The organism is Bosea vaviloviae, from assembly GCF_001741865.1.
In the GTDB taxonomy this organism is placed as follows: Bacteria; Pseudomonadota; Alphaproteobacteria; order Rhizobiales; family Beijerinckiaceae; genus Allobosea; species Allobosea vaviloviae.
The window spans coordinates 2346726-2367507 of the sequence record NZ_CP017147.1 but is presented as its reverse complement, the minus strand read 5'-3'; the positions used below and the strand labels follow the sequence as shown (position 1 = coordinate 2367507).

General features: G+C 66.0%; 20 protein-coding genes. 16 read left to right on the top strand and 4 right to left on the bottom strand.

From position 1 onward, the window contains the following. Positions 1–143: 143 nt before the first annotated feature. The 12 genes from coxB to BHK69_RS10995 all read left to right on the top strand — a co-directional run bounded on the left by coxB (position 144) and on the right by BHK69_RS10995 (position 13561). Positions 144–995 carry a cytochrome c oxidase subunit II gene (gene coxB / locus BHK69_RS11045; protein WP_083269252.1) on the top strand — a complete coding sequence of 284 codons (852 nt, stop codon included), beginning with the start codon at positions 144–146 and terminating at the stop codon, positions 993–995. Positions 996–1089: 94 nt separating this feature from the next. Beyond that, positions 1090–2724 (top strand): cytochrome c oxidase subunit I, encoded by a 1635-nt coding sequence (ctaD, locus tag BHK69_RS11040; RefSeq protein WP_069690144.1) that lies wholly within the window; start codon positions 1090–1092, stop codon positions 2722–2724. A gap of 164 nt (positions 2725–2888) precedes the next feature. Then, positions 2889–3845: a heme o synthase gene (locus tag BHK69_RS11035; protein ID WP_069690143.1), complete on the top strand. Its 957-nt coding sequence runs from the start codon at positions 2889–2891 to the stop codon at positions 3843–3845. Further along, a complete protein-coding gene (locus BHK69_RS32860) occupies positions 3842–4012 on the top strand; it encodes a cytochrome c oxidase system small membrane protein (RefSeq protein ID WP_199579105.1) in 171 nt (56 codons plus the stop codon). Before BHK69_RS11035 ends, BHK69_RS32860 begins: the two co-directional genes overlap by 4 nt. After that, entirely contained in the window at positions 4012–4611 is a 600-nt protein-coding gene (locus tag BHK69_RS11030) for a cytochrome c oxidase assembly protein (protein ID WP_069690142.1), read from the top strand. The genes BHK69_RS32860 and BHK69_RS11030 overlap by 1 nt, the downstream gene beginning before the upstream one ends. Before the next feature lie 88 nt (positions 4612–4699). Then, entirely contained in the window at positions 4700–5563 is an 864-nt protein-coding gene (locus BHK69_RS11025; RefSeq protein ID WP_069690141.1) for a cytochrome c oxidase subunit 3, read from the top strand. Between the two features lie 246 nt (positions 5564–5809). Further along, positions 5810–6184: a DUF983 domain-containing protein gene (locus tag BHK69_RS11020; protein WP_069690140.1), complete on the top strand. Its 375-nt coding sequence runs from the start codon at positions 5810–5812 to the stop codon at positions 6182–6184. Next, positions 6181–6972, top strand: coding sequence for an SURF1 family protein (locus tag BHK69_RS11015; protein WP_069690139.1), 792 nt, complete (start codon positions 6181–6183; stop codon positions 6970–6972). Before BHK69_RS11020 ends, BHK69_RS11015 begins: the two co-directional genes overlap by 4 nt. 107 nt (positions 6973–7079) lie before the next feature. After that, entirely contained in the window at positions 7080–8495 is a 1416-nt protein-coding gene (gene thrC, locus BHK69_RS11010) for a threonine synthase (RefSeq protein WP_069690138.1), read from the top strand. Further along, positions 8492–9835, top strand: a complete 1344-nt coding sequence (locus tag BHK69_RS11005) for a M16 family metallopeptidase (protein ID WP_069690137.1) — start codon at positions 8492–8494, stop codon at positions 9833–9835. Before thrC ends, BHK69_RS11005 begins: the two co-directional genes overlap by 4 nt. A 6-nt stretch (positions 9836–9841) precedes the next feature. Next, on the top strand, positions 9842–10438 hold the full coding sequence (locus BHK69_RS11000) for a GNAT family N-acetyltransferase (RefSeq protein WP_069690136.1): 597 nt from the start codon (positions 9842–9844) through the stop codon (positions 10436–10438). A gap of 180 nt (positions 10439–10618) precedes the next feature. Next, positions 10619–13561, top strand: a complete 2943-nt coding sequence (locus BHK69_RS10995; protein WP_069690135.1) for an EAL domain-containing protein — start codon at positions 10619–10621, stop codon at positions 13559–13561. Between the two features lie 315 nt (positions 13562–13876). Here BHK69_RS10995 and BHK69_RS10990 read toward each other — a convergent pair whose 3' ends face one another. Continuing rightward, positions 13877–14488, bottom strand: a complete 612-nt coding sequence (locus tag BHK69_RS10990) for a YqgE/AlgH family protein (protein ID WP_069690134.1) — start codon at positions 14486–14488, stop codon at positions 13877–13879. A gap of 179 nt (positions 14489–14667) precedes the next feature. Here BHK69_RS10990 and BHK69_RS10985 point away from each other — a divergent pair, with 179 nt between their 5' ends. Further along, positions 14668–15519, top strand: a complete 852-nt coding sequence (locus BHK69_RS10985; RefSeq protein ID WP_244548469.1) for a protein-disulfide reductase DsbD domain-containing protein — start codon at positions 14668–14670, stop codon at positions 15517–15519. A gap of 49 nt (positions 15520–15568) precedes the next feature. Beyond that, a complete protein-coding gene (locus BHK69_RS10980; RefSeq protein WP_069690132.1) occupies positions 15569–16054 on the top strand; it encodes a peroxiredoxin in 486 nt (161 codons plus the stop codon). 248 nt (positions 16055–16302) lie between these two features. Here BHK69_RS10980 and BHK69_RS10975 read toward each other — a convergent pair whose 3' ends face one another. Both BHK69_RS10975 and BHK69_RS10970 read right to left on the bottom strand, forming a co-directional pair. Further along, entirely contained in the window at positions 16303–17079 is a 777-nt protein-coding gene (locus tag BHK69_RS10975) for a GAF domain-containing protein (RefSeq protein WP_244548468.1), read from the bottom strand. A gap of 212 nt (positions 17080–17291) precedes the next feature. Beyond that, a complete protein-coding gene (locus BHK69_RS10970; RefSeq protein WP_069690130.1) occupies positions 17292–18239 on the bottom strand; it encodes an IS110 family RNA-guided transposase in 948 nt (315 codons plus the stop codon). Between the two features lie 449 nt (positions 18240–18688). Here BHK69_RS10970 and BHK69_RS10965 point away from each other — a divergent pair, with 449 nt between their 5' ends. After that, positions 18689–19138, top strand: a complete 450-nt coding sequence (locus tag BHK69_RS10965) for a GNAT family N-acetyltransferase (protein ID WP_069690129.1) — start codon at positions 18689–18691, stop codon at positions 19136–19138. A gap of 203 nt (positions 19139–19341) precedes the next feature. Beyond that, complete coding sequence (locus tag BHK69_RS10960; RefSeq protein ID WP_069690128.1) at positions 19342–20358, top strand: LLM class flavin-dependent oxidoreductase; 1017 nt, start codon at positions 19342–19344, stop codon at positions 20356–20358. 126 nt (positions 20359–20484) lie between these two features. Here BHK69_RS10960 and BHK69_RS10955 read toward each other — a convergent pair whose 3' ends face one another. Further along, positions 20485–20775, bottom strand: coding sequence for a DUF1330 domain-containing protein (locus tag BHK69_RS10955; RefSeq protein WP_069690127.1), 291 nt, complete (start codon positions 20773–20775; stop codon positions 20485–20487). Positions 20776–20782: the final 7 nt, after the last annotated feature.

Below are 20782 nucleotides of genomic sequence, written 5' to 3'. Positions count from 1 at the left end.
GGTGGGCCGCTGGGTCGTCACCTTGTCGCACGGACGCCTTTCGATCAGGGCGATCCGAAGCGGGCATGATGAGGAGCTAGGTCGGACCGATGCGATTTCTGAGCAGGACCCTTGCAAGCAGGACCCTTGCAACCGTGGCCGCCATGGCCCTAGCGGCCGGCGCGACGGCGCTCCTCCCCGACGCCGCCCTGGCCGGCACCGGAATGCCCAGCGACTGGCAGATGAACCTGCAGGGGCCAGCGACCGAGGTCTCGGAATACATTCACTGGTTCCACAACTGGCTGAACGTCATCATCTTCATCATCTCGGTCTTCGTGCTGGGGCTGCTGGTCTATGTCGCCTGGCGCTTCAACGAGAAGGCGAACCCGGTTCCCTCGAAGACGACGCATCACGCGCTGCTCGAAGTCGCCTGGACGGTGATTCCGGTCCTGATCCTGGTCGTCATCGCGATCCCCTCCTTCCGCCTGCTCAAGCTGCAGCTGGAGATTCCGCAGGCAGACCTGACTTTGAAAGTTACTGGTCAAGCGGCCTGGTACTGGACCTACGAATACCCCCAGGAAAGCGGTGAACCGATAACCTTCGATTCGTTGATGCTCGACGAGAAACAACGCGCCGAGGTGATTGCGAGCGGAAAGATCGCTGCGGCAGAAGCCCCGCGCCTGCTCGCCGTCGACAACGAGGCCTTCGTCCCGGTCGGCAAGGTCGTACGGGTGCAGGTCACCGGTGCCGGCGTGATCCACAAGTTCACGGTGCCGTCCTTCGGCATCAAGATCGACGCCATCCCCGGCCGCCTGAACGAGACCTGGTTCAAGGCCGACCGCGAGGGCATCTATTACGGCCAGTGCTCGTTCATCTGCGGGCAGAACCACTCCTACATGCCGATCGCGGTTCGCGTCGTTAGCCAGGAGCGCTATGCTGCCTGGCTCGCCGAAAAGAAGAAGCAGGCCGCCAATGTGGGCGATGCGGCCGGCAAGGTCGCCAAGGCCGGCGAGTAAAAGACAACGCAAACCTGCGGCGCGGGCTTCAAGACCGGCGCCGCTCTTGACCGACCGACTGTAGCGAACCCGATTCGCATAAGGAGACCACCCCATGGCAACTGCGGCTCACGACGCCCATGGCCACGGACATGACGATGCCGGCCACGAGCACCACCCGACCGGGTGGCGCCGCTGGCTGTTGTCCACCAACCACAAGGACATCGGCACGCTCTATCTGTGCTTCTCGATCATGGCGGGCCTCGTCGGCGGCTTCCTGTCGATCATGATGCGCATCGAGCTGCAGCAGCCGGGCCTCCAGATCTTCGCCAACGGCCAGAGCTACAACGTCTTCGTCACCGGCCACGGCCTGATCATGATCTTCTTCATGGTCATGCCCGCCGTCATCGGCGGCTTCGGCAACTGGTTCGTGCCCTTGATGATCGGCGCGCCGGACATGGCCTTCCCGCGCATGAACAACATCTCGTTCTGGCTGACGGTCGCCGGCTTCGTGCTGCTGATCATCTCGATGTTCGTGGAAGGTGCTCCCGGCGCCCATGGCGTCGGCACCGGCTGGACGATCTATCCGCCCTTCTCCTCGGCCGGCCATCCCGGCCCCTCCGTCGATTTCGGCATCCTGGCGCTCCACCTCGCCGGCGCGGCCTCGATCCTGGGCGCGATCAACTTCATCACCACCATCCTGAACATGCGCGCTCCGGGCATGACGCTGCACAAGATGCCGCTCTTCGCCTGGTCGGTGCTGGTCACCGCCTTCCTGCTGCTGCTGGCGCTGCCGGTGCTCGCCGGCGCCATCACCATGCTGCTGACCGACCGCAATTTCGGCACGACCTTCTATGACCCGGCCGGCGGCGGCGACCCGATCCTCTACCAGCACCTGTTCTGGTTCTTCGGCCACCCCGAAGTCTACATCATGATCCTGCCGGCCTTCGGCATCGTCAGCCACATCATCTCGACCTTCTCGAAGAAGCCGATCTTCGGCTATCTCGGCATGGCCTACGCCATGGTCGCGATCGGCGTCGTCGGCTTCATCGTGTGGGCGCACCACATGTACACCGCCGGCCTCTCGCTCAACACGCAGCGCTATTTCGTCTTCGCGACGATGGTCATCGCAGTGCCGACCGGCGTGAAGATCTTCTCCTGGATCGCGACGATGTGGGGCGGTTCGATCCGCTTCACCGCGCCGATGCTGTGGGCGAACGGCTTCATCTTCCTGTTCACCGTCGGCGGCGTCACCGGCGTCGTGCTGGCGAACGCCGGCGTCGACCGCTCGCTGCACGCGACCTATTACGTCGTGGCGCATTTCCACTACGTGCTGTCGCTGGGCGCCGTGTTCGGCATCTTCGCGGGCTTCTACTACTGGTTCCCGAAGATGAGCGGCTATGTCATCCCGGACTGGATCGGCCGGCTGCACTTCTACGTCGCCTTCATCGGCGCCAACGTGCTATTCTTCCCGCAGCACTTCCTCGGTCTGGCCGGCATGCCGCGTCACTATGCCGACTATCCCGACGCCTTCTGGCACTGGCACCTCATCTCGTCGATCGGCTCCTACATCTTCGCCGCCGGCCTGCTGATCTTCTTCTACGGCGTCTACAACGCCTTCTCGAAGAAGGTCCTCGCCGGGGACAATCCCTGGGGCGAAGGCGCCACCACCCTGGAATGGACGCTGCCCTCGCCGCCGCCCTTCCACCAGTTCGAGACCCTGCCGCGCATCACCGGCTCGGACCACTGATCCAACAGGCGGCGGCCCCATCGGCCCGCCGCCGCCCCTCTCCCGAGCGCCTGCCGAGGCGTTCCGGAGACGGGCGGACAAGCTTCTTTCGCCAAGGCTCGCTTCCGCCAAAAGCCCATCGCGCCCTCCAGGGGCGCCGCAACAAGTGAATTGACCTGAATCCGATGGCCGCTGTGTTCGACAGGATCGATCCTCGCACCGAAGGCGGCGCGCTGACCTCCACGGGAGAGGCGCGCGACTTCTTCGAGCTGTTGAAGCCGCGCGTGATGCTGCTCGTCGTGGTCACCGCGCTCGGCGGCATGGCGACGGCGCCGGGCTCCGTGCATCCGGTGCTCGGCCTCGCCGCCCTGCTGGCGATCGCCGTCGGAGCCGGCGCCTCAGGCTGCCTCAACATGTGGTACGACGCCGACATCGACAAGCTGATGACGCGCACCGCCAAGCGCCCGATTCCAGCCGGCCGCATCCTGCCCTCGGAGGCGCTGGCCTTCGGCCTGACGCTTTCGGTCGGCTCCGTGCTCGTGCTCGGCCTCGTCGCCAACCTGCTGGCGGCCGGCATGCTCGCCTTCACGATCTTCTTCTATGCCGTGATCTATTCGATGTGGCTGAAGCGCTGGACGCCGCAGAACATCGTCATCGGCGGCGCGGCCGGCGCCTTCCCTCCGATGATCGGCGAGGCGGTGGTGACCGGCGATTTCGGCATGCACTCGCTGGTGCTGTTCGCGATCATCTTCCTGTGGACGCCGCCGCATTTCTGGGCGCTCGCTTTGGTGAAGTCCGAGGACTATGCCCGCGCCGGCATCCCGATGCTGCCCAATGTCGCCGGCGCCGCCGCGACGCGCCGCCAGATCATGGCCTATTCGCTGGTGATGGCGCCCGTCGCCGTGCTGCCCGCGCTGATGGGCTTCGGTGGGCTGGTCTATCTCGTCGTCTCCGTGATCACGGGCCTGGCCATGATCGGCCTTGCGGTGCGCGTGCTGCGCACGACGCAGGGCGAGGCCGCCAGCAAGGCCTGCTATGCGTTGTTTGCCTTCTCGATCCTCTATCTCTTCCTGCTGTTTGCCGTGCTCCTCGCCGAGAACAGCCTCGGCTTGATGTGGGCCCTGCCCAAGGTGATCGGATGAGCGAGGCTCCCAAGCGCCCGAAAGCGCCGGCTTTCACGCCAGAGGATCTGGCGCGCCGCAAGCGCCGCTCGGTGGCGCTGGCTCTGGTGCTCGCCGGCCTCGTCGTGTTCTTCTTCGTGGTGACGCTGGTGAAGACCGGCCCCGCGATCATGAACAGGCCGCTGTAATGGCGCCCGCCCCCGCGCCTCGCGGACAGCCCGCGAACCTGCGGCGCACCGCGCTGATCTGCGCCGGCGTCGCCATGGGCATGACCGGCTTGGCCTTCGCCTCGGTGCCGCTCTACGACATGTTCTGCAAGGCGACGGGCTTCGGCGGCACGCCGATGGTCGGCACGGCCGGCGCCGGCGTGATCCTCGACCGGACCATGGCCGTGCGCTTCGACGCCAATGTCGCGCCCGGGCTGGGCTGGACCTTCACGCCCGAGAGCCCCGAGATCAGCTTGCGCGTCGGCCAGACGCAGACGGTGTTCTACAAGATCACCAACCGTTCCAGCCGGACCTCGACCGGGATCGCGACCTTCAACATCGCGCCCGAGAAGGGCGCGGCCTATTTCGTCAAGATCCAGTGCTTCTGCTTCACCGAGCATACGCTGCAGCCGGGCGAGAGCCTGGAGGCGCCGGTGGTGTTCTACATCGACCCGGAGATCGCCGGAAATCGCGACCTCGACGGCGTCAATTCGATGACCTTGTCCTACACCTATTTCCAGTCGAAGGCGGGCCAGCCCGTCGCCGAGGGCAAGGGTGACGCGGCCAAATCAAACCTGTAACTAGTCGATTCAAACCTGTAACTAGTCGAACCTAATACGAGCGAAGCCGAAGCGCTGCGCAGATAAAGTCGGACGCGGAGACTGATACATGGCCGGGGCCCATACCAAGAACCACGACTACCATCTCGTCGACCCGAGCCCGTGGCCGCTCGTCGGCGCGACCAGCGCGACGGTGATGGCGATCGGCGCCGTGATGTGGATGAAGGCCATGCTGCTGGGCGGCATGAAGCTCGGCCCCTTGATCTTCGGCATCGGCCTGCTCGGCGTGCTCTACACCATGCTCGCCTGGTGGATGGACGTGGTCCGCGAGGCCGAGAAGGAAGGCCACCACACCAGGGTGGTGCAGATGCATCACCGCTACGGCATGATCATGTTCATCGCCTCCGAGGTGATGTTCTTCGTCGCCTGGTTCTGGGCCTATTTCGACGCCAGCCTGTTCAGCTACGAGGCGATCAACTTCACCCGCCAGGAGTTCACCGGCGGCGTCTGGCCGCCCAAGGGCATCCAGACCTTCGACCCCTGGCACCTGCCGCTGCTCAACACGCTGATCCTGCTGACCTCCGGCACCACCGTGACCTGGGCGCATCACGCCTTGATCGAGGGCGACCGCAGGGGCCTGAAGCAGGGCCTCTGGCTCACCGTGATCCTGGGCATCCTGTTCACGCTCTGCCAGGCCTATGAGTATTCGCACGCGGCCTTCGCCTTCAGCGGCAACGTCTATGGCGCGACCTTCTTCATGGCGACCGGCTTCCACGGCGCGCATGTGATCATCGGCACGATCTTCCTCGCCATCTGCCTCTACCGGGCCTATCTCGGCCATTTCAAACCCGAGCAGCATCTCGGCTTCGAATTCGCCGCCTGGTACTGGCATTTCGTCGACGTGGTCTGGCTGTTCCTGTTCGCCTCGATCTATGTCTGGGGCGCCGGTTCGGTCGCTGCCGCGGCGCACTGAGGCAACGCGATATCGCAACGGCAAAGGCGGCCTCACGGCCGCCTTTGCGCTTTTTGGAGCATGATGACGCCGCTCAGACATGAGCCGTCATCCTGGACAAGCCGCGAAGCGGCGCAGCTCCGGGATCCATCATAGGGCTCCGCCGCACTCTATGATGGATCCCGGGACGACCTGCGGTCGCCCAGGATGACGGCGTGTTTCCGTGCAAATCATCATGCTCCGGCATCACGCTTCATGGAGGCCGCCATGGCCGACGAACACCATAGTCTGCCCTCGCCCTACTCGACGGGCCTCGCCGGCCGCTGCCCGCGCTGCGGCGAGGGCAAATTGTTCGACGGCTTTCTCAAGGTGCGCCCGCGCTGCGCCGCCTGCGGGCTCGACTTCGCCTTCGCCGATTCGGCCGACGGGCCGGCCGTCTTCATCATGCTGATCGCGGGCTTCGCCGTGCTGGGCGCGGCGCTCTATGTCGAGATCGCCTACGAGCCGCCGATCTGGCTGCATATGGTGATCTGGCTGCCGCTCGCCGTGATCGTCTGCCTGGCGCTGCTGCGGCCGATGAAGGGGCTTGCGGTCGCCCTGCAATATGTCAACAAGGCGGAACAAGGCAGGCTGGAGAAATGAGCGGCGAGGCCCTCCCCGCCCGGCGCCGCCCCAGCTTGCTCGCTCCGGCTATCCTGACGGTCATCGGCACGCTGGTGCTCTGCACGCTTGGAGCCTGGCAGCTCGAACGCATGACCGAGAAGCACGACTTCATCGCACGGCTGGAGGCGCAGGCCGCCGGCGCCCCCGCCGTCATGCCTGCTGCCTCCAACTGGGCCACGCTCGACCCCGCTAAGCTCGACCTGACGCGCGTCGCGGCAAGCGGAGCCTTCATCGACGGCCCCTTCGCCAGCGTGCGCACCACGATCGCCTCGGGCGGACCGGGCACGCGCCAACTCTCCGGCTTCGGCCGCTGGGTCTTCCAGGGCTTCCGGCTGGCGGGTGGCGGCACGATCCTGATCAATCGCGGCTTCGTGCCCGAGAACAGGCTCGGCGAGATCAAGCCCGCAGCGGGCCCGGCGACCGTCACCGGCTTCCTGCGCGCGGCCGAGGCACGCAACGCCTTCACGCCCAGCGACCTGCCCGCCCAGCGCGAGTTCTATACGCGCGATCCCGCCGCCATCGCAGCCTCGCTGGGCTTGAGCGGCGGCCCGTCCTTCTATCTCGAAGCGGAGCGCCAGGGTGACGGCCTGATCCCGCCCGCCGGGGTCGACCCCAAGGAGCTGATCGCCCGGATTCCCGACAACCACCTGCAATATGCGCTGACCTGGTTCGGGCTGGCGCTGACGCTGCTGGGGGTGTTCGCGGCCTTCGTCCTGCAGGCGCGCAAAATCCCGCAGGCGCACAAGGCCGGCGACGCAGCGCCCTGACGCGCAGCCGGTTTTGCATGCACATCAGATTTTGGATGCGGATCCGGTTTTGCCGAAACCGGCAGAGCAGCCTATAGCAACAACTGGGATCACCGAGACCAAACACCGTGCTGCATGAGTCCACTCGCGGGGAAGCGCCCGCGCTCTCCTTTTCCGACGCTCTTCTCGCCGGGCTTGCCCGCGATGGCGGGCTTTACGTACCGAAATCCTGGCCTGTCCTGCCGCAGAGCGAGATCGCGGGCTTTGCCGGAAAATCCTATACGCAAGTCGCCGAACGCGTGCTCGGCGCGCTGACCGATGGCGACATCGAGACCAAGGCGCTGGGCGAGATGATCGCGGCGGCCTATGCCGGCTTCCGGCATCCGGCCGTCTGTCCGCTGACGCAGCTCGCCGACAATCTCTTCGTGCTCGAACTCTTCCACGGCCCGACGCTCGCCTTCAAGGACGTGGCGATGCAATTGCTCGGGCGATTGATGGACCATGTCCTGGCCTTGCGCGGCGAGCGCGCCACCATCGTCGGCGCAACCTCGGGCGACACCGGCGGGGCGGCGATCGACGCCTTCAAGGGCCTTGCCCGCGTCGATGTCTTCATCCTCTACCCGCAGGGGCGGGTTTCGGATGTGCAGCGCCGGCAGATGACCACGGTCGATGCGCCCAATGTCCACGCCATCGCGGTCGACGGCACCTTCGACGATTGCCAGAACCTGCTGAAGGCGATGTTCAACCATCACGCCTTCCGCGACGAGATCGGCCTGTCGGGCGTCAACTCGATCAACTGGGCCCGGGTCGCGGCGCAGAGCGTGTACTACTTCACCTCAGCGGTGGCGCTTGGCGGACCGGCGCGAAAAGTCTCCTTCGCCGTGCCGACCGGCAATTTCGGCGATGTGCTCGCCGGCTTCGTCGCCAAGCGCATGGGGCTGCCGATCGAGCGATTGCTGATCGGCACCAACAGCAACGACATCCTGGCACGGACGCTGGCGAGCGGCGTCTACGAGATGCGCGGCGTCGCCGCGACGACCTCGCCCTCGATGGACATCCAGATCTCGTCGAACTTCGAGCGTCTGCTATTCGAGGCGCATGACCGCGACGGCGCTGCCGTGCGCCGTTTGATGCAATCGCTGCAGCAATCCGGCCGTTTCGAGATCGCCGCCGGGCCCTTGGCGAAAATCCGCAATGAGTTCGATGCCACCGCGGTCGACGAGGCGCAGACCGCCGCCGAGATCGACCGGAGCTGGCGCGAGGCGGGCTATCTGCTCGATCCGCATACGGCAGTGGGCGTAGGCGCGGCGCGGCGCGGCCTCGAAGCCGATCCGGCCACGCCGATGATCGTGCTCGGCACGGCCCATCCCGCGAAATTCCCCGTGGCGGTGAAGGCAGCGAGCGGCGTCTCGCCTGCTTTGCCGGCCCATCTCGCCGATTTGATGGAGCGCCAGGAGCGCTTCACCTTGCTGCCGAACGATCTCGCGCGCATCGAGGATTTCGTGCGGCAGAATGCGCGCGCGGTCAGGGGAGCGGCGGCATGAGCGCGACCGGCCCGGCCGAGACAGCCGAGATCGCGGCCCCGACCGGCAACGGCCATGGCGCGCATGACCCCGATGTCGGGCTGACGACGCTGCCGTCGGGCCTGCGCATCGTCTCGCAGCATATGGACCATGCCGTGACCGTCTCGCTCGGCATCTGGATCGGCGCCGGTTCGCGCGACGAGCTGCCCCATGAGCACGGCCTCGCCCATCTGCTCGAGCACATGGCCTTCAAGGGTACGGCACGGCGCAACGCGCTCGAGATCGCCGAGGAGATCGAGAGCGTCGGTGGCGATCTCAACGCCGCGACATCGGTCGAATACACCTGCTACACCGCCCGCGTGCTCGGCTCCGACCTGCCGCTCGCCGTCGACATCCTCTCCGATATCCTGACCGCGCCGGCGCTGACCGCCGAAGAGCTCAAGCGCGAGAAGGGCGTGATCCTGCAGGAGATCAGCGCCGTCCAGGATACGCCCGACGACCTCGTCTATGATCGCTTCCTGCAGGCGGCCTTTCCCGACCAGCCGCTCGGCCGGCCGATCCTGGGCACCGCCAAGACGGTCAAGGGTTTCACGCCCGATGCGATCCGCGCCTATCTGGCGCGGCACTACCATGCCGGCAATATGGTGCTGGCCGCGTCGGGCGCCGTCGACCATGCCGAACTCGTCGCCCTGGCGGAAAAGCATCTCTCCACCCTGCTCCCGGGCCCCGCCACCGCCGCGCCGCGCGAGGCGGGCCACTACCGCGGCGGCGAGGCCCGAATCAAGAGCGACGAAGAGCAGGTCCATCTCGTTCTCGGCTTTCCCGGCCAGCCCTTCAGCAATGGCGCGCATTACCCGCTGCAGATCTTCTCGTCGGTGCTCGGGGGTGGGCTGTCGTCGCGGCTGTTCCAGCAGGTCCGCGAGCAGCGCGGCCTCGCCTATGCGGTCGACGCCTTCCACTGGCCCTTCTCGGATTGCGGCGTGTTCGGCATCAGCGCCGGCACCGCGCCCGAGGATGTCGGCGAATTGATCGATGTCGCGCTCGCCTGCCTGCGCCAGGCGGCCGAGGATGTCAGCGAGATCGAGGTCGCGCGCGCTCGGGCGCAGATGAAGGTCGGGCTTCTGGCCTCGCTCGAAAGCCCCGGCGGCAAGCTGGAGCAGATGGCGCGCCAGGTCCTGCTCTTCGGCCGCGCCATCCCGCGCGAAGAGCTTGCCGCGCGGCTCGATGCGGTGACCCTGGAAGACGTCCGCGCCGCCGGGCGCTCGCTGCTCGGCCACCAGCCGACGATCGCGGCGGTCGGACCGCTGCAGGGCCTGCCGCCGGCCAAGCGCCTGCTCCACGCAGCCCGCATCCCGGACTGAACCGCGATGGCGCTCTTCCGCTTCGCGACGGATCCCCCGACGCGCCCGCTGATCCGCACGCAAAATCTCGCGCTGCGCGCGCCGGTCGCAACCGACTACGCCGCCTGGGCCGTGCTGCGCATGGAAAGCCGCGAATTCCTGACGCCATGGGAACCGGTCTGGAACGAGGACGATCTGACGCGCACCTCCTTCCGCCTGCGGGTCAAGCGCGCCGCCCGCGAGATCGCGACCGACGAGGCCTATTCACTCTTCATCTTCGACACGCGCTCGGAAATCCTGCTCGGCGGGCTGACGCTCGGCCTCGTCAGGCGCGGCGTCGCCCAGGCCTGCACGCTCGGCTACTGGATGGGCCAGCGCCATGCCGGCAAGGGCTACATGACCGAGGCCGTGCGCGGCGCCTTGCGCTTCGCCTTCCAGGATCTCGCACTGCACCGCGTCGAGGCCGCCTGCCTGCCCAACAACGAACCGTCGAAGCGCCTGCTGGAACGGGTCGGCTTTCAAAGCGAGGGCATGGCGCGGGCCTATCTGCGCATCAACGGCTCCTGGGCCGATCATCTGCTCTATGCTGCCCTGTCCAGCGATCATCTGCCGATGGAAAAGTGACGGTGGGCTGGCCAATCCCTCGCCTTGCCCTCGCCATGAGCCGCCGATACGACTGGTTACTAGATCACGTCGCATTCGGACGATTCCGTCCGAATGCGACGTGATCGGTTCTAAAAGTTCAGAGCATTGCTCATGCGAAAAACCGGTACCCACTTTTTCGCGCAATGCTCTGGAATTCGAATGATCGCTTCCCGCCCCAGCTCCGAGCCGCGCTTGTCCATTCCTGATCGACTTCTCCGGATTGGCCTCGCGCTTGCCGGCCTCGCGCTCTGGTTCGCCGTCGAGACGGCGAGCCCGGCGCTTGCCGTGGAAGCCGTGCGCGTCCCCGTCGACACCCCGGTGATCGACCTGACCAATGTGGTGGAGCGCAACAAGTCGGACGGCGACGTCATCCAGATCTCGACCGCGCCGGGACCCGACGGCATCGTGCGCCGCATCGCGGTCAGGGCGCGCGAATCCGGCGCCAGGCCGGACTGGATCGTCTTCGCGCTGACCAATGATTCCGACGAGCAGATCGACCGGCTTCTGGTCGCGCCCTTCCACAGGCTGATCGGTTCGGGGGTGGTCTGGCCCGATCTCGGCGACCGGCGCATCGAGGCCGTGACCGCGAGCCAGGGCCTCTCCCCCGACCGCGAGGCGAGCCCGGATGCGGACGTCTTCCTGATCACGCTCGACCCCGGCACGACGGTGACCTTCGTCGCCGAGCTGAAATCGCCGAACCTGCCGCAGCTCTATCTCTACGAGCAGGAGGCCTATCGCCAGAAGACCAACGGGCTGACGCTCTACAAGGGCATCATCATCGGCATCGCCGGCCTGCTGGCGCTGTTCCTGACCATCATCTTCGTGGTCAAGGGCGCGGTGATCTTTCCCGCCGCTGCTGCGCTGGCCTGGGCCGTACTCGCTTATGCCGGGCTCGATTTCGGCTTCTTCCAGCGCATCTTTCCGCTGACTCCCGCGATCGAACGGATCTATCGCGCCGGCGCGGAGGTGGTGCTGGCGGCGACGCTGCTCGTCTTCCTCTTCGCCTATCTCAATCTCGCGCGCTGGCATGTGCGCTACAGCCACGTCACCATCGTCTGGATCCTCGGCCTCGCCGGGCTCTTCGGGCTTGCCGTATTCGACGCGCCGATGGCGTCAGGCATCGCGCGGATCTCGATCGCGGCGGTCGCGGCGGTCGGCTTCGTCCTGATCCTGCATCTGGCGACGCATGGCTATGAGCGCGCCGTGATGCTGATCCCGACCTGGTTCCTGCTCGCGGTCTGGGTCACCGCCGCCGGCTTCACCGTAACCGGGCAATTTCAACGCGATTTGGTCGCGCCTGCCTTGTTGGGCGGCCTGGTGCTGATCGTGCTGCTGATCGGCTTCACCGTGATCCAGCATGCTTTTGCGGGCGGCGCGGTCTCGCAAGGCCTGGTTTCGGACACGGAGCGGCGGGCGCTCGCGCTCTCGGGCGCCGGCGACCTCGTCTTCGACTGGGACGTCACCGCCGACAAGATCTTCGTCTCCCCGCAGATCGAGGCACTGCTCGGACTGCCGCGCGGCTCGCTCGAAGGCTCGGCCGCGCGCTGGCTCGAACACATGCATGTCGCCGATCGCGACCGTTACCGCGTGACGCTCGACGCGGTGCTGGAGCAGCGCCGCGGCAAGCTCAACCTCGATTCCCGCCTGCGCTCGGCCAATGGCGCCTATCACTGGTTCAACCTCAAGGCGCGGCCGGTCATCGGCTCCGACGGCGAGGTCATCCGCGTCATCGGCACGCTGTCTGATGTCACCGAGCAGCGCACCGCGCAGGAGCGGCTGCTGCACGACGCGGTCCACGACAACCTCACCGGCCTGCCCAATCGCAAGCTCTTCCAGGACCGGCTGGGCGCGATCTTCGGCTTCTGCCGCGCCGACGAGAACATCCGCCCCACCGTGATCGTGATCGATATCGACCGGTTCAAGCAGGTCAACGAATCCGTCGGCTTCTCCGCCGGCGATTCGATCCTGCTGACGCTGGCGCGCCGGCTCGGGCGGCTGCTCAGGGCGCAGGACACGCTCGCCCGCATCGGCGGCGACACCTTTGCGATGATCCTGGTCTCGGAGCGCGACCCCGAACGCATCCTGGCGCTGGCCGAACTGGTGCGCCGCGCCGTCTCGACGCCGGTGACCTTCGCGGAGCGGGAGATCTTCCTGACGCCCTCGATCGGGCTCGCCCTGTTCGACCCCGCGCCCGCCGCGCGCAAGGACGATGCGCTGAAGAACGCCGAGCTCGCCATGGCCCATGCAAAGCGCCAGGGCGGCAACAAGATCGAGGTCTTCGTGCCGGCGATGCGGACCGACCGCAACGATCGGCTGGCGCTCGAAAGCGATCTGCGCCGCGCCATCGAGCGCGGCGAGATCCAGGTGATGTACCAGCCGATCGTCCGGCTGGAAGACCGCACCATCGCCGGTTTCGAGGCGCTGGTGCGCTGGGACCATCCGCGCGAGGGGCGGCTGATGCCGCAGGACTTCCTCGCCATCGCCGAGGAAACCGGGCTGATCGTCGATCTCGGCGTCTATGTCATGGACCGCACCGCGCGCGAGCTGGAAGCCTGGCAGGCGGCGCTCGAAGTCGACCCGCCGATCTTCGCCAGCGTCAACGTCTCCAGCCGGCAATTGCTGCGCCACGACCTGTTGCACGACGTCAAAACCGTGCTCGGCCGCCGGCGCGTGCTGCCCGGCACCCTCAAGCTCGAAATCACCGAGAGCCTGGTGATGGAGAACCCGGAATATGCGGCCCAGATGCTCAGCCGCATCCGCGATCTCGGCGCCGGGCTGTCGCTGGACGATTTCGGCACGGGCTACTCGTCGCTGTCCTATCTGCAGCGCTTCCCCTTCGACACGATCAAGGTCGACCAGAGTTTCGTGCGCCAGATGGGCAACGGCAAGCCGCCGGTGATCCTGCGCTCGATCGTCCAGCTCGCCGCGGACCTGCACATGGACGTCGTCGCGGAGGGCGCGGAGAGCGAGTCCGACGCGATCGAGCTCTACCAGCTCGGCTGCCAATATGCGCAAGGCTACATCTTCGGACAGCCGATGAGCGCGGCCGAGGCGAGGCGCCTGGTCGGGGCGGCGGCCGCGAGCTCGTCCGAGGCGGCGTAGAGGCAGGTGCCTCATGCTCGGGCTTCGCTGCGATCCACCCGAGAATGACGCCCTTTTTCCCTTTTCCCCTCGCGGGAGAAGGTGGCGCGCAGCGCCGGATGAGGGGGCGCCGTGCCCTGTCCGGTTAGCGTCGTGTTCGATTAGTCGGAGAGCTCACAGCGCCCCCTCATCCGTCTCGGCTTCGCCGATCCACCTTCTCCCGCCAGGGGAGAAGGTTCCCCGCGCCCTGCCGTCGTACTCGGGTCTGCGCTGAGTTTATCCTTGGGCCGATCGAAGATCGGACTCGAGGGCTTCGCCTGAGAATGACGGAGAGGCTCAGGCGTGCCCGGCCTGGCTCGACAGGAAGGCCGGGTCGATGCCGATCTTGCCCAGAGCGCGGTGATATTTCGTCTCGATGCCGTCGTCGAAGAGCAGCTCCGGGTCAGCCGCGCAATGCAGCCAGCCATTCGACTGGATCTCGCTCTCGAGCTGGCCTGCAGCCCAGCCGGCATAGCCCAGTGCGAGGATGGCGTTCTCCGGCCCGCTGCCGATGGCGATGGCGCGCAGGATGTCGAGCGTCGCGGTCAGGCAGATGCCGTCATCGATCGGCAATGTCGCCGATTCCAAGAAGAAATCGGCGGTGTGGAGCACGAAGCCGCGTTTGGTCTCGACCGGCCCGCCGCGCAGCACCTGCATGCGCTCGGCCTGGCTCGGCAGGCGGATCAGCTCCTCGGAGGGGATGACGTCGAGCTGGACCAGGAGATCGGGAAACTTGGTGTCGGCGGCCGGCTTGTTGACGATGATCCCCATCGCCCCATCCTCGGAATGGGCGCAGACATAGATGACACTGCGACTGAAACGCGCGTCGCTCATGCCGGGCATCGCGATCAAGCATTGCCCATCGAGATAGCTGCGGCCGCTGACGCGCTGATTTGAACCAATCTTCATGGCTCCATGCTAGATCACTTTCCCCCGCGCTGGGAACCGGGGGACGCGCATGAAAATCGGACATCGCGATTGCGCCCCAATCATGCTTCATCCACTGGAGGCATGCACTTCACGCAATCGTTGCCGAAAATAAGTGGACTGAATTCGCTATTTCGCGCCGGAACACATAAGTCAGCATCGTGAAACTCGTTTTGACCTTGCTCGCGATCGCCGCTTCGGCGCTGAGCGCCCCTGCCCTCGCGCAGGAGGCGGTGATGTCGTCATGGTCGAAGGGCGACAATGCGTCGCTGCGCCTGATCGCAGGCGCGACCGCGCCTTCGGGCAAACAACGCGTCGGCATCGAGATCGCGCTGGCCCCTGGCTACAAGACCTATTGGCGCAGCCCCGGCGATTTCGGCGTGCCGCCGGTGTTCGACTGGAGCGGCTCGGACAATGTCGGCGGCCTCGACGTGCGCTGGCCGGCGCCCGAACGCTTCCCTGACGGCGCAGGCTATTCGTTGGGCTATGTCGGCGAGGTCGTCATCCCGGTCTCGGTGCAGCCGGTCGACCCAGCCAAGCCCGTCATGCTGGTGCTCAAGCTCGACTATGCCGTCTGCGAGAAGATCTGCATTCCCACCAAGGGCGAGGCCCGGCTTTGGCTGGAGCCCGGCGTCACATCCGTGACCTCGCCGCGGCTGGAGCAGTTCGAGGCGCGTGTCCCGGTGCGCGCCAAGCTCGGCGAGCACAAGGACATGCTGTCGATCGCCGAAGCGCGGCTGGATGAAACCTCGCCCGTGCCGGGTCTCAAATTCATGCTGCGTACCCCGCCCGACGGCAAGGTCGAGGATGTCTTCGTCGAGGGGCCCGGCATGTGGTCCTTCGGCAAGGCCATGCTGTTCCCGCAAGTCGACGGAACCGTCCTCGCCAAGGTCAGGCTCAAGGACAGGCCCAAGGGCGCGTCTGGGCCGACACCGTTCATCGTCACCTTGCGCGGCTCGCCGAATGCGGTCGAGACGCGGCTGGAACTCGACATCCCCGCCGCCAAGCCCTAATTCGTGAACCTCGCGGCGCAGGCCGCAGGCTTCACGGAGAACAGGCGCGATGACCATCAACGTAGGTGACAAGCTTCCCCAGGCGACGTTCCGGGTGATGACCGCGGACGGTCCGGCCGCCAAGACGACCGACGACCTGTTCAAGGGCAAGAAGGTCGTGCTCTTCGCCGTTCCCGGCGCCTTCACGCCGACCTGCCACAAGAACCATCTGCCGGGCTATCTCAACAACGCCGCCGACATCAAGGCCAAGGGCGTCGACGCGATCATGGTCACCGGCGTCAACGACGTCTTCGTCATGGACGCCTGGTCGAAGGCGACCGGTGGCGCCGGCGTGATCGAGTTCCTCTCCGACGGCAATGGCGACTTCGCCAAGGAAATCGGCCTCTCGCTCGACGGCTCGGGCTTCGGTCTCGGCACCCGCTCGCAGCGCTATTCGATGATCGTCGAGGACGGCGTCGTGACCGCGCTCAACATCGAGGAAGGTCCCGGCAAGGCCGAGATCTCCGGCGCCGAGAACCTGCTGACGCAGCTCTGAGCCGCACCCGGCCGCGCAGATGCCAGCCCGCGACGCCCAGCGCCGCGGGCTTTTTCATGCGCCGGATTCCGGCGGGCTTCCGGCCTGCCGCCGGGGAAGGAAAAGACGTCGGAACTCGAGCAAAGGGCGCGGGGGAACCCCTCTTCTGCATCGAAGTCGGCTTTACCCGACTTCGACACTTTGAGTACTGAGCTTGGGCAGGCCCGAGTTCAGTGAGAGGGATTGGGGAGAGGTGTAGGCCCCTGTCTTCAGCTCTCGAACGACAATTCGAGGCGCTGTTCGGCTTTCGCAGCAATGTCGCAAAGCCTTGAGGTCGCGTCGGAATCGATCAGCAGGGCAACCCGATCCGGGATGCCGGCCGTCGACATGACATCAACCGCCGCACCGGCCGGCGACAGCGATCGAACTGTGCATCTGAGAGATGTTTTGCCTCTGTTGAAAACCAGGCGTCCCGCCTTCATGACGGCGTGAGCGTCGCCCGATCGCGGGCGACTGCCCCGCTTCGCCAGAGAAACCTGCCGGCGCAGCTCGAGCAGGTCGGTGGCGATGCCGCCCATCTCCGCCAATATCGCGCTGTGATCGGCGCTGAAGCTGCGCGGGCGGGTGTCTATCGTGCAAAGCGTCCCGATCGCATGACCGTCCGGCGAGCGGAGCTGGACGCCTGCATAAAACCGGATATAGGGCTCGCCCCGCACGAATGGATTGCCCGAAAACCGCTCGTCGATTGCCGCATCCGGTACGATCAACGCGTCCGGCAATTGGATCGCAATATTGCAGAATGCCGGCTCTCGATCGGTCTCGCACGCCGTCATGCCCTGTTGCGACTTGAACCATTGCCGGTGGCCGTCAATGAAGGTGACGGTGGACATCGGGACATTGAAGACGCGCCTCGCCAGGCGTGTCAGCCTGTCGAAAGTCTCCTCCGGCGGAGTGTCCAGCACGTCATAGGATGCCAGCGCGTCAAGACGCGCCTGCTCTAGCAATGCTGCTGGATTCGCAACGGCTGGTGGCAAGATGAGCTTCACAGCTCGATTTCGGCCCCAAATGCTTACTATTTTGCAAAAGCGGATTGCTTAATGCGTAACCGCCTCGGCGAGGTCATTGGCGGCATTCCCGACCATAGCCCGGTGGGGATTGCGGTCCCCGCGCCTTTTCGAAGTGAGCGCGCTTTCCCTTCTCCCCTCGCGGGAGAAGGTGGCTCGGCGCAGCCGAGACGGATGAGCGGCTGTGTTGTTGGTCAAGGGTTTTGTGTTCGCCAGGGGGTGTTGTCTCTGACGATTGCGTTGAGGGTTGTGAGCAGCTTTCGGATGACGGCGACGATGGCGACCTTTTTGGGTCGTCCTCGCGTGGTGAGGCGATCGTAGAAGGTTTTGAAGACGCCGTTGTGCCGAATGGCGGCCAGCGCTGCCATGTACAAGGTGTTGCGGACGCAGGTTCTGCCTCCCACGATGGTTCTGTGGCCGCGCATCATGCCGGAATCGCGGTTCATCGGTGCGACGCCGACGAGGGCTGCGAGCTTCTGGCGGTCGATGGAGCCAAGCTCCGGAACTTCGGCGATGAGAGTGCGGGCGGTGACATCGCCAATCCCGGGCACGGACTTGAGCAATGTTTCGGTCTCGCGCCATGCCGGCGAGTTCTTGATGCCGTCACCGATAGTGCGGTCGATCTCGCTCAGCTCCTTCTCCAGGAAGGCGATGTGTCGGGCGAGCCCTTTGGCGAGGCGCTTGTCAGGCATGCGCCGCGCGCGATTGGCCTCCATCCCGATCATCTCGATGATCTGACGGCGCCTTGCGACGAGTTCGGCCAGCCTCGTCGCCTCCGGAGCAGGGACGGCTCTCGCCTGTGGCCTGATCCGCTCGGCAAAGAGCGCGATCACTTCGGCGTCGAGGGCGTCAGTCTTGGCCAGTCGTCCCATGGCGCGGGCGAAGTCGCGGATCTGACGCGGGTTGACGACACAGAGCGGCAAGCCTGCTCCGGCGAGCGCGGCCGTCACCGTGGTTTCAAACCCGCCGGTCGCCTCGATCACCACCAGGGCGACCGGACAGGCCGCCAGGCGTGCCGTTAGTTCGTCCAACCCTCGGCCGTCGCGAGAGACGAAGAAGGCCTCTCCCGATGGTCGCAGATGAACGTCGAGACGATCCTTGGATACGTCGATGCCAACGAAAACAGCGAGAGCTTCATCCATGACCCATCCTTGCAAATGCGGGCTCGAGCCCAAGCGGCTGTCCGGGTTCGGGACAAAAAGGCGGAAGCCGCACCTCGCTCATCCACGGGCTCAATTCACCCAAGGGGGGACCGGGCTGACTTCCGCCTCAAACCTCGCCGGTACAAAACCGACTGGCAAATCAAAGATACAAGGGGGCGCTGTGAGATCTCCGCCTAGCCGAACACGACGCTAATTGGACAGGGCACGGCGCCCCCTCATCCGGCGCTGCGCGCCACCTTCTCCCGCCAGGGGAGAAGGGAAGAGGCTGTCACGGATCCGGCTCTGCCTCCGGCACGAAATGCGCGAGCGGCTTCAATGCCCATGCCGCGGTGATCGATGCGATCGCGCCTTGTCATGAGACAGCTCCCGGGGAGCACGGTAGCCTTGGCGCCTATCTTGGGGGCACAGCCAGCCTTGGGGGCACAGCCATGTCAGACGTCATCATCCGTCCGCTCGTCGCGAGCGACCGCGCCGCCTGGGAGCCGCTCTGGGAGGGCTATCTGACCTTCTACAAAAGCGCCCTGTCGCCGGAGCTCTACGAGCTGACCTTCGCCCGCCTCACCGGCGGCGCTGAGCCGATGGGCGGCTTCATTGCCGAGCGCGACGGCCGGGCGCTCAGCATCGTCCACTGGGTGATGCACCGCACCACCTGGAGCGCGAAGGACATTTGCTACCTGCAGGACCTCTTCACCGTGGCCGAGGCGCGCGGCAGCGGCGTCGGGCGCAAGCTGATCGAGGCCGTGCGCGAGATGGCCCAGGTCAAGGGCGCCTTCCGGGTCTACTGGCAGACGCATGAGACGAACCTGCAGGCGCAGGAACTCTACAACAAGGTCGCGGACAAATCCGGCTTCATCGTCTATCGGCAGGCGCTGAGCTGACGAACTCCGCACGGCCTGTCGCCGTCCCTGCCAAGACTGCACCGGCGCATGGGAGCGTGTGCGCGCATGCAACCCTAGCACTGCCGCGGCCCACTATATGAGGGGCACATCCGTCAGACGGCCTGGTGCCCGCGCCAGCTGCTCGGACATCCCTCTTTCCGTGGAGCGCAGCTGCGTTCGCGGGCAGCGACAGGCGTCGAGCCATGAAGAAGATCGGTTTCCTTTCATTCGGGCATTGGACGCCCTCGCCGCAATCCCAGACGCGTTCGGCGGGCGACACGCTGCTGCAATCGATCGACCTCGCGGTCGCGGCCGAGGAGCTGGGCGCGGACGGCGCCTATTTTCGCGTGCACCATTTTGCGCGCCAGCTCGCCTCGCCCTTCCCGCTGCTTGCTGCCGTCGGCGCCAGGACGAGCCGCATCGAGATCGGCACCGGCGTCATCGATATGCGCTACGAGAACCCGCTCTATATGGCGGAGGATGCCGGCTCCGCCGATCTCATCGCCGGCGGGCGCCTGCAGCTCGGCATCAGCCGCGGCTCGCCCGAGCAGGTGATCGATGGCTGGCGCTATTTCGGCTACGAGCCGGCAGAGGGCCAGAGCGACGCCGATATGGGCCGCAGGCACGCCGAGGTCTTCCTCGATCTGCTGCGAGGCCAGGGTTTCGCCAAGCCCAGCCCCCGGCCGATGTTTCCCAATCCACCCGGGCTATTGCGGCTCGAGCCCTATTCCGAGGGCTTGCGCGAGCGCATCTGGTGGGGCGCCGGCTCCAACGCCACCGCGACCTGGGCTGCCAAGCTCGGCATGAACCTGCAGAGTTCGACGCTCAAGAACGACGAGAGCGGCGAGCCCTTCCACATCCAGCAGGCGAAGCAGATCCGCGCCTATCGCGAGGCCTGGAAGGAGGCCGGACATGCGCGCGAGCCGCGCGTCTCGGTCAGCCGCAGCATCTTCGCGCTGGTGGACGACCGCGACCGCGCCTATTTCGGCGGCAACCAGGGTGACGATCAGGTCGGCTTCATCGACGACACCCGCGCGATTTTCGGACGCAGCTACGCAGCCGAGCCGGGCAAGCTGATCCAGGAACTGGCGCAGGACGAGGCGATCGCCGAGGCTGACACCCTGCTGCTGACGGTGCCCAACCAGCTCGGCGTCGCCTACAACGCCCATGTCATCGAGATGATCCTGAAGCATGTCGCGCCGGCTCTTGGCTGGCGCTGAGGCTCAGCCATCGCCGTCATCCCAGGCTTGCCCCGGGACCCATCGGAGGGCTCCGGCGCTCTACGATGGATTCGGAGCGGCGCGGCTTCGGAATGACGGTCTGTTTCCGTGGAAAATCAGCGTGCTCTACAGGCCCTCGACGATGCGGAGATCGCGCTCCGCTCCGCCGGCGAGTGCGGCCAGGGCTTCCTGATAGGCCGGGCTGTCATGGGTCGCCTGCGCCTGCGCGACGCTGTCGAACTCGATGAGCACGGTGCGCTGCTGGAGCCCAGCCTCGTAGACCTGTGCCGGCAAGCCGCGCGCCAGGAATCTGCCACCGCCGGCGGTGATGGCCGGGCCAGCCAGCTTGGCATAGGCCGCGAGCGCGTCGGGATTGCTGACCGAGCGATAGGAACTGAGCCAATAGGCTTTGGGCATCGCGAGA

Bases quoted from the DNA above. Each gene is read 5' to 3' on its own strand.
- BHK69_RS10960 (WP_069690128.1), top strand. From the start codon at position 19,342: ATGAAGAAGATCGGTTTCCTTTCATTCGGGCATTGGACGCCCTCGCCG.
- BHK69_RS11005 (WP_069690137.1), top strand. From the start codon at position 8,492: ATGAGCGCGACCGGCCCGGCCGAGACAGCCGAGATCGCGGCCCCGACC.
- BHK69_RS11030 (WP_069690142.1), top strand. From the start codon at position 4,012: ATGGCGCCCGCCCCCGCGCCTCGCGGACAGCCCGCGAACCTGCGGCGC.
- BHK69_RS10980 (WP_069690132.1), top strand. From the start codon at position 15,569: ATGACCATCAACGTAGGTGACAAGCTTCCCCAGGCGACGTTCCGGGTG.
- BHK69_RS11000 (WP_069690136.1), top strand. From the start codon at position 9,842: ATGGCGCTCTTCCGCTTCGCGACGGATCCCCCGACGCGCCCGCTGATC.
- BHK69_RS10990 (WP_069690134.1), bottom strand. From the start codon at position 14,488: ATGAAGATTGGTTCAAATCAGCGCGTCAGCGGCCGCAGCTATCTCGAT.
- ctaD (WP_069690144.1), top strand. From the start codon at position 1,090: ATGGCAACTGCGGCTCACGACGCCCATGGCCACGGACATGACGATGCC.
- BHK69_RS10995 (WP_069690135.1), top strand. From the start codon at position 10,619: ATGATCGCTTCCCGCCCCAGCTCCGAGCCGCGCTTGTCCATTCCTGAT.
- BHK69_RS10965 (WP_069690129.1), top strand. From the start codon at position 18,689: ATGTCAGACGTCATCATCCGTCCGCTCGTCGCGAGCGACCGCGCCGCC.
- coxB (WP_083269252.1), top strand. From the start codon at position 144: ATGGCCCTAGCGGCCGGCGCGACGGCGCTCCTCCCCGACGCCGCCCTG.
- BHK69_RS11025 (WP_069690141.1), top strand. From the start codon at position 4,700: ATGGCCGGGGCCCATACCAAGAACCACGACTACCATCTCGTCGACCCG.
- BHK69_RS10955 (WP_069690127.1), bottom strand. From the start codon at position 20,775: ATGCCCAAAGCCTATTGGCTCAGTTCCTATCGCTCGGTCAGCAATCCC.
- BHK69_RS32860 (WP_199579105.1), top strand. From the start codon at position 3,842: ATGAGCGAGGCTCCCAAGCGCCCGAAAGCGCCGGCTTTCACGCCAGAG.
- BHK69_RS11035 (WP_069690143.1), top strand. From the start codon at position 2,889: ATGGCCGCTGTGTTCGACAGGATCGATCCTCGCACCGAAGGCGGCGCG.
- BHK69_RS11020 (WP_069690140.1), top strand. From the start codon at position 5,810: ATGGCCGACGAACACCATAGTCTGCCCTCGCCCTACTCGACGGGCCTC.
- BHK69_RS10970 (WP_069690130.1), bottom strand. From the start codon at position 18,239: ATGGATGAAGCTCTCGCTGTTTTCGTTGGCATCGACGTATCCAAGGAT.
- BHK69_RS11015 (WP_069690139.1), top strand. From the start codon at position 6,181: ATGAGCGGCGAGGCCCTCCCCGCCCGGCGCCGCCCCAGCTTGCTCGCT.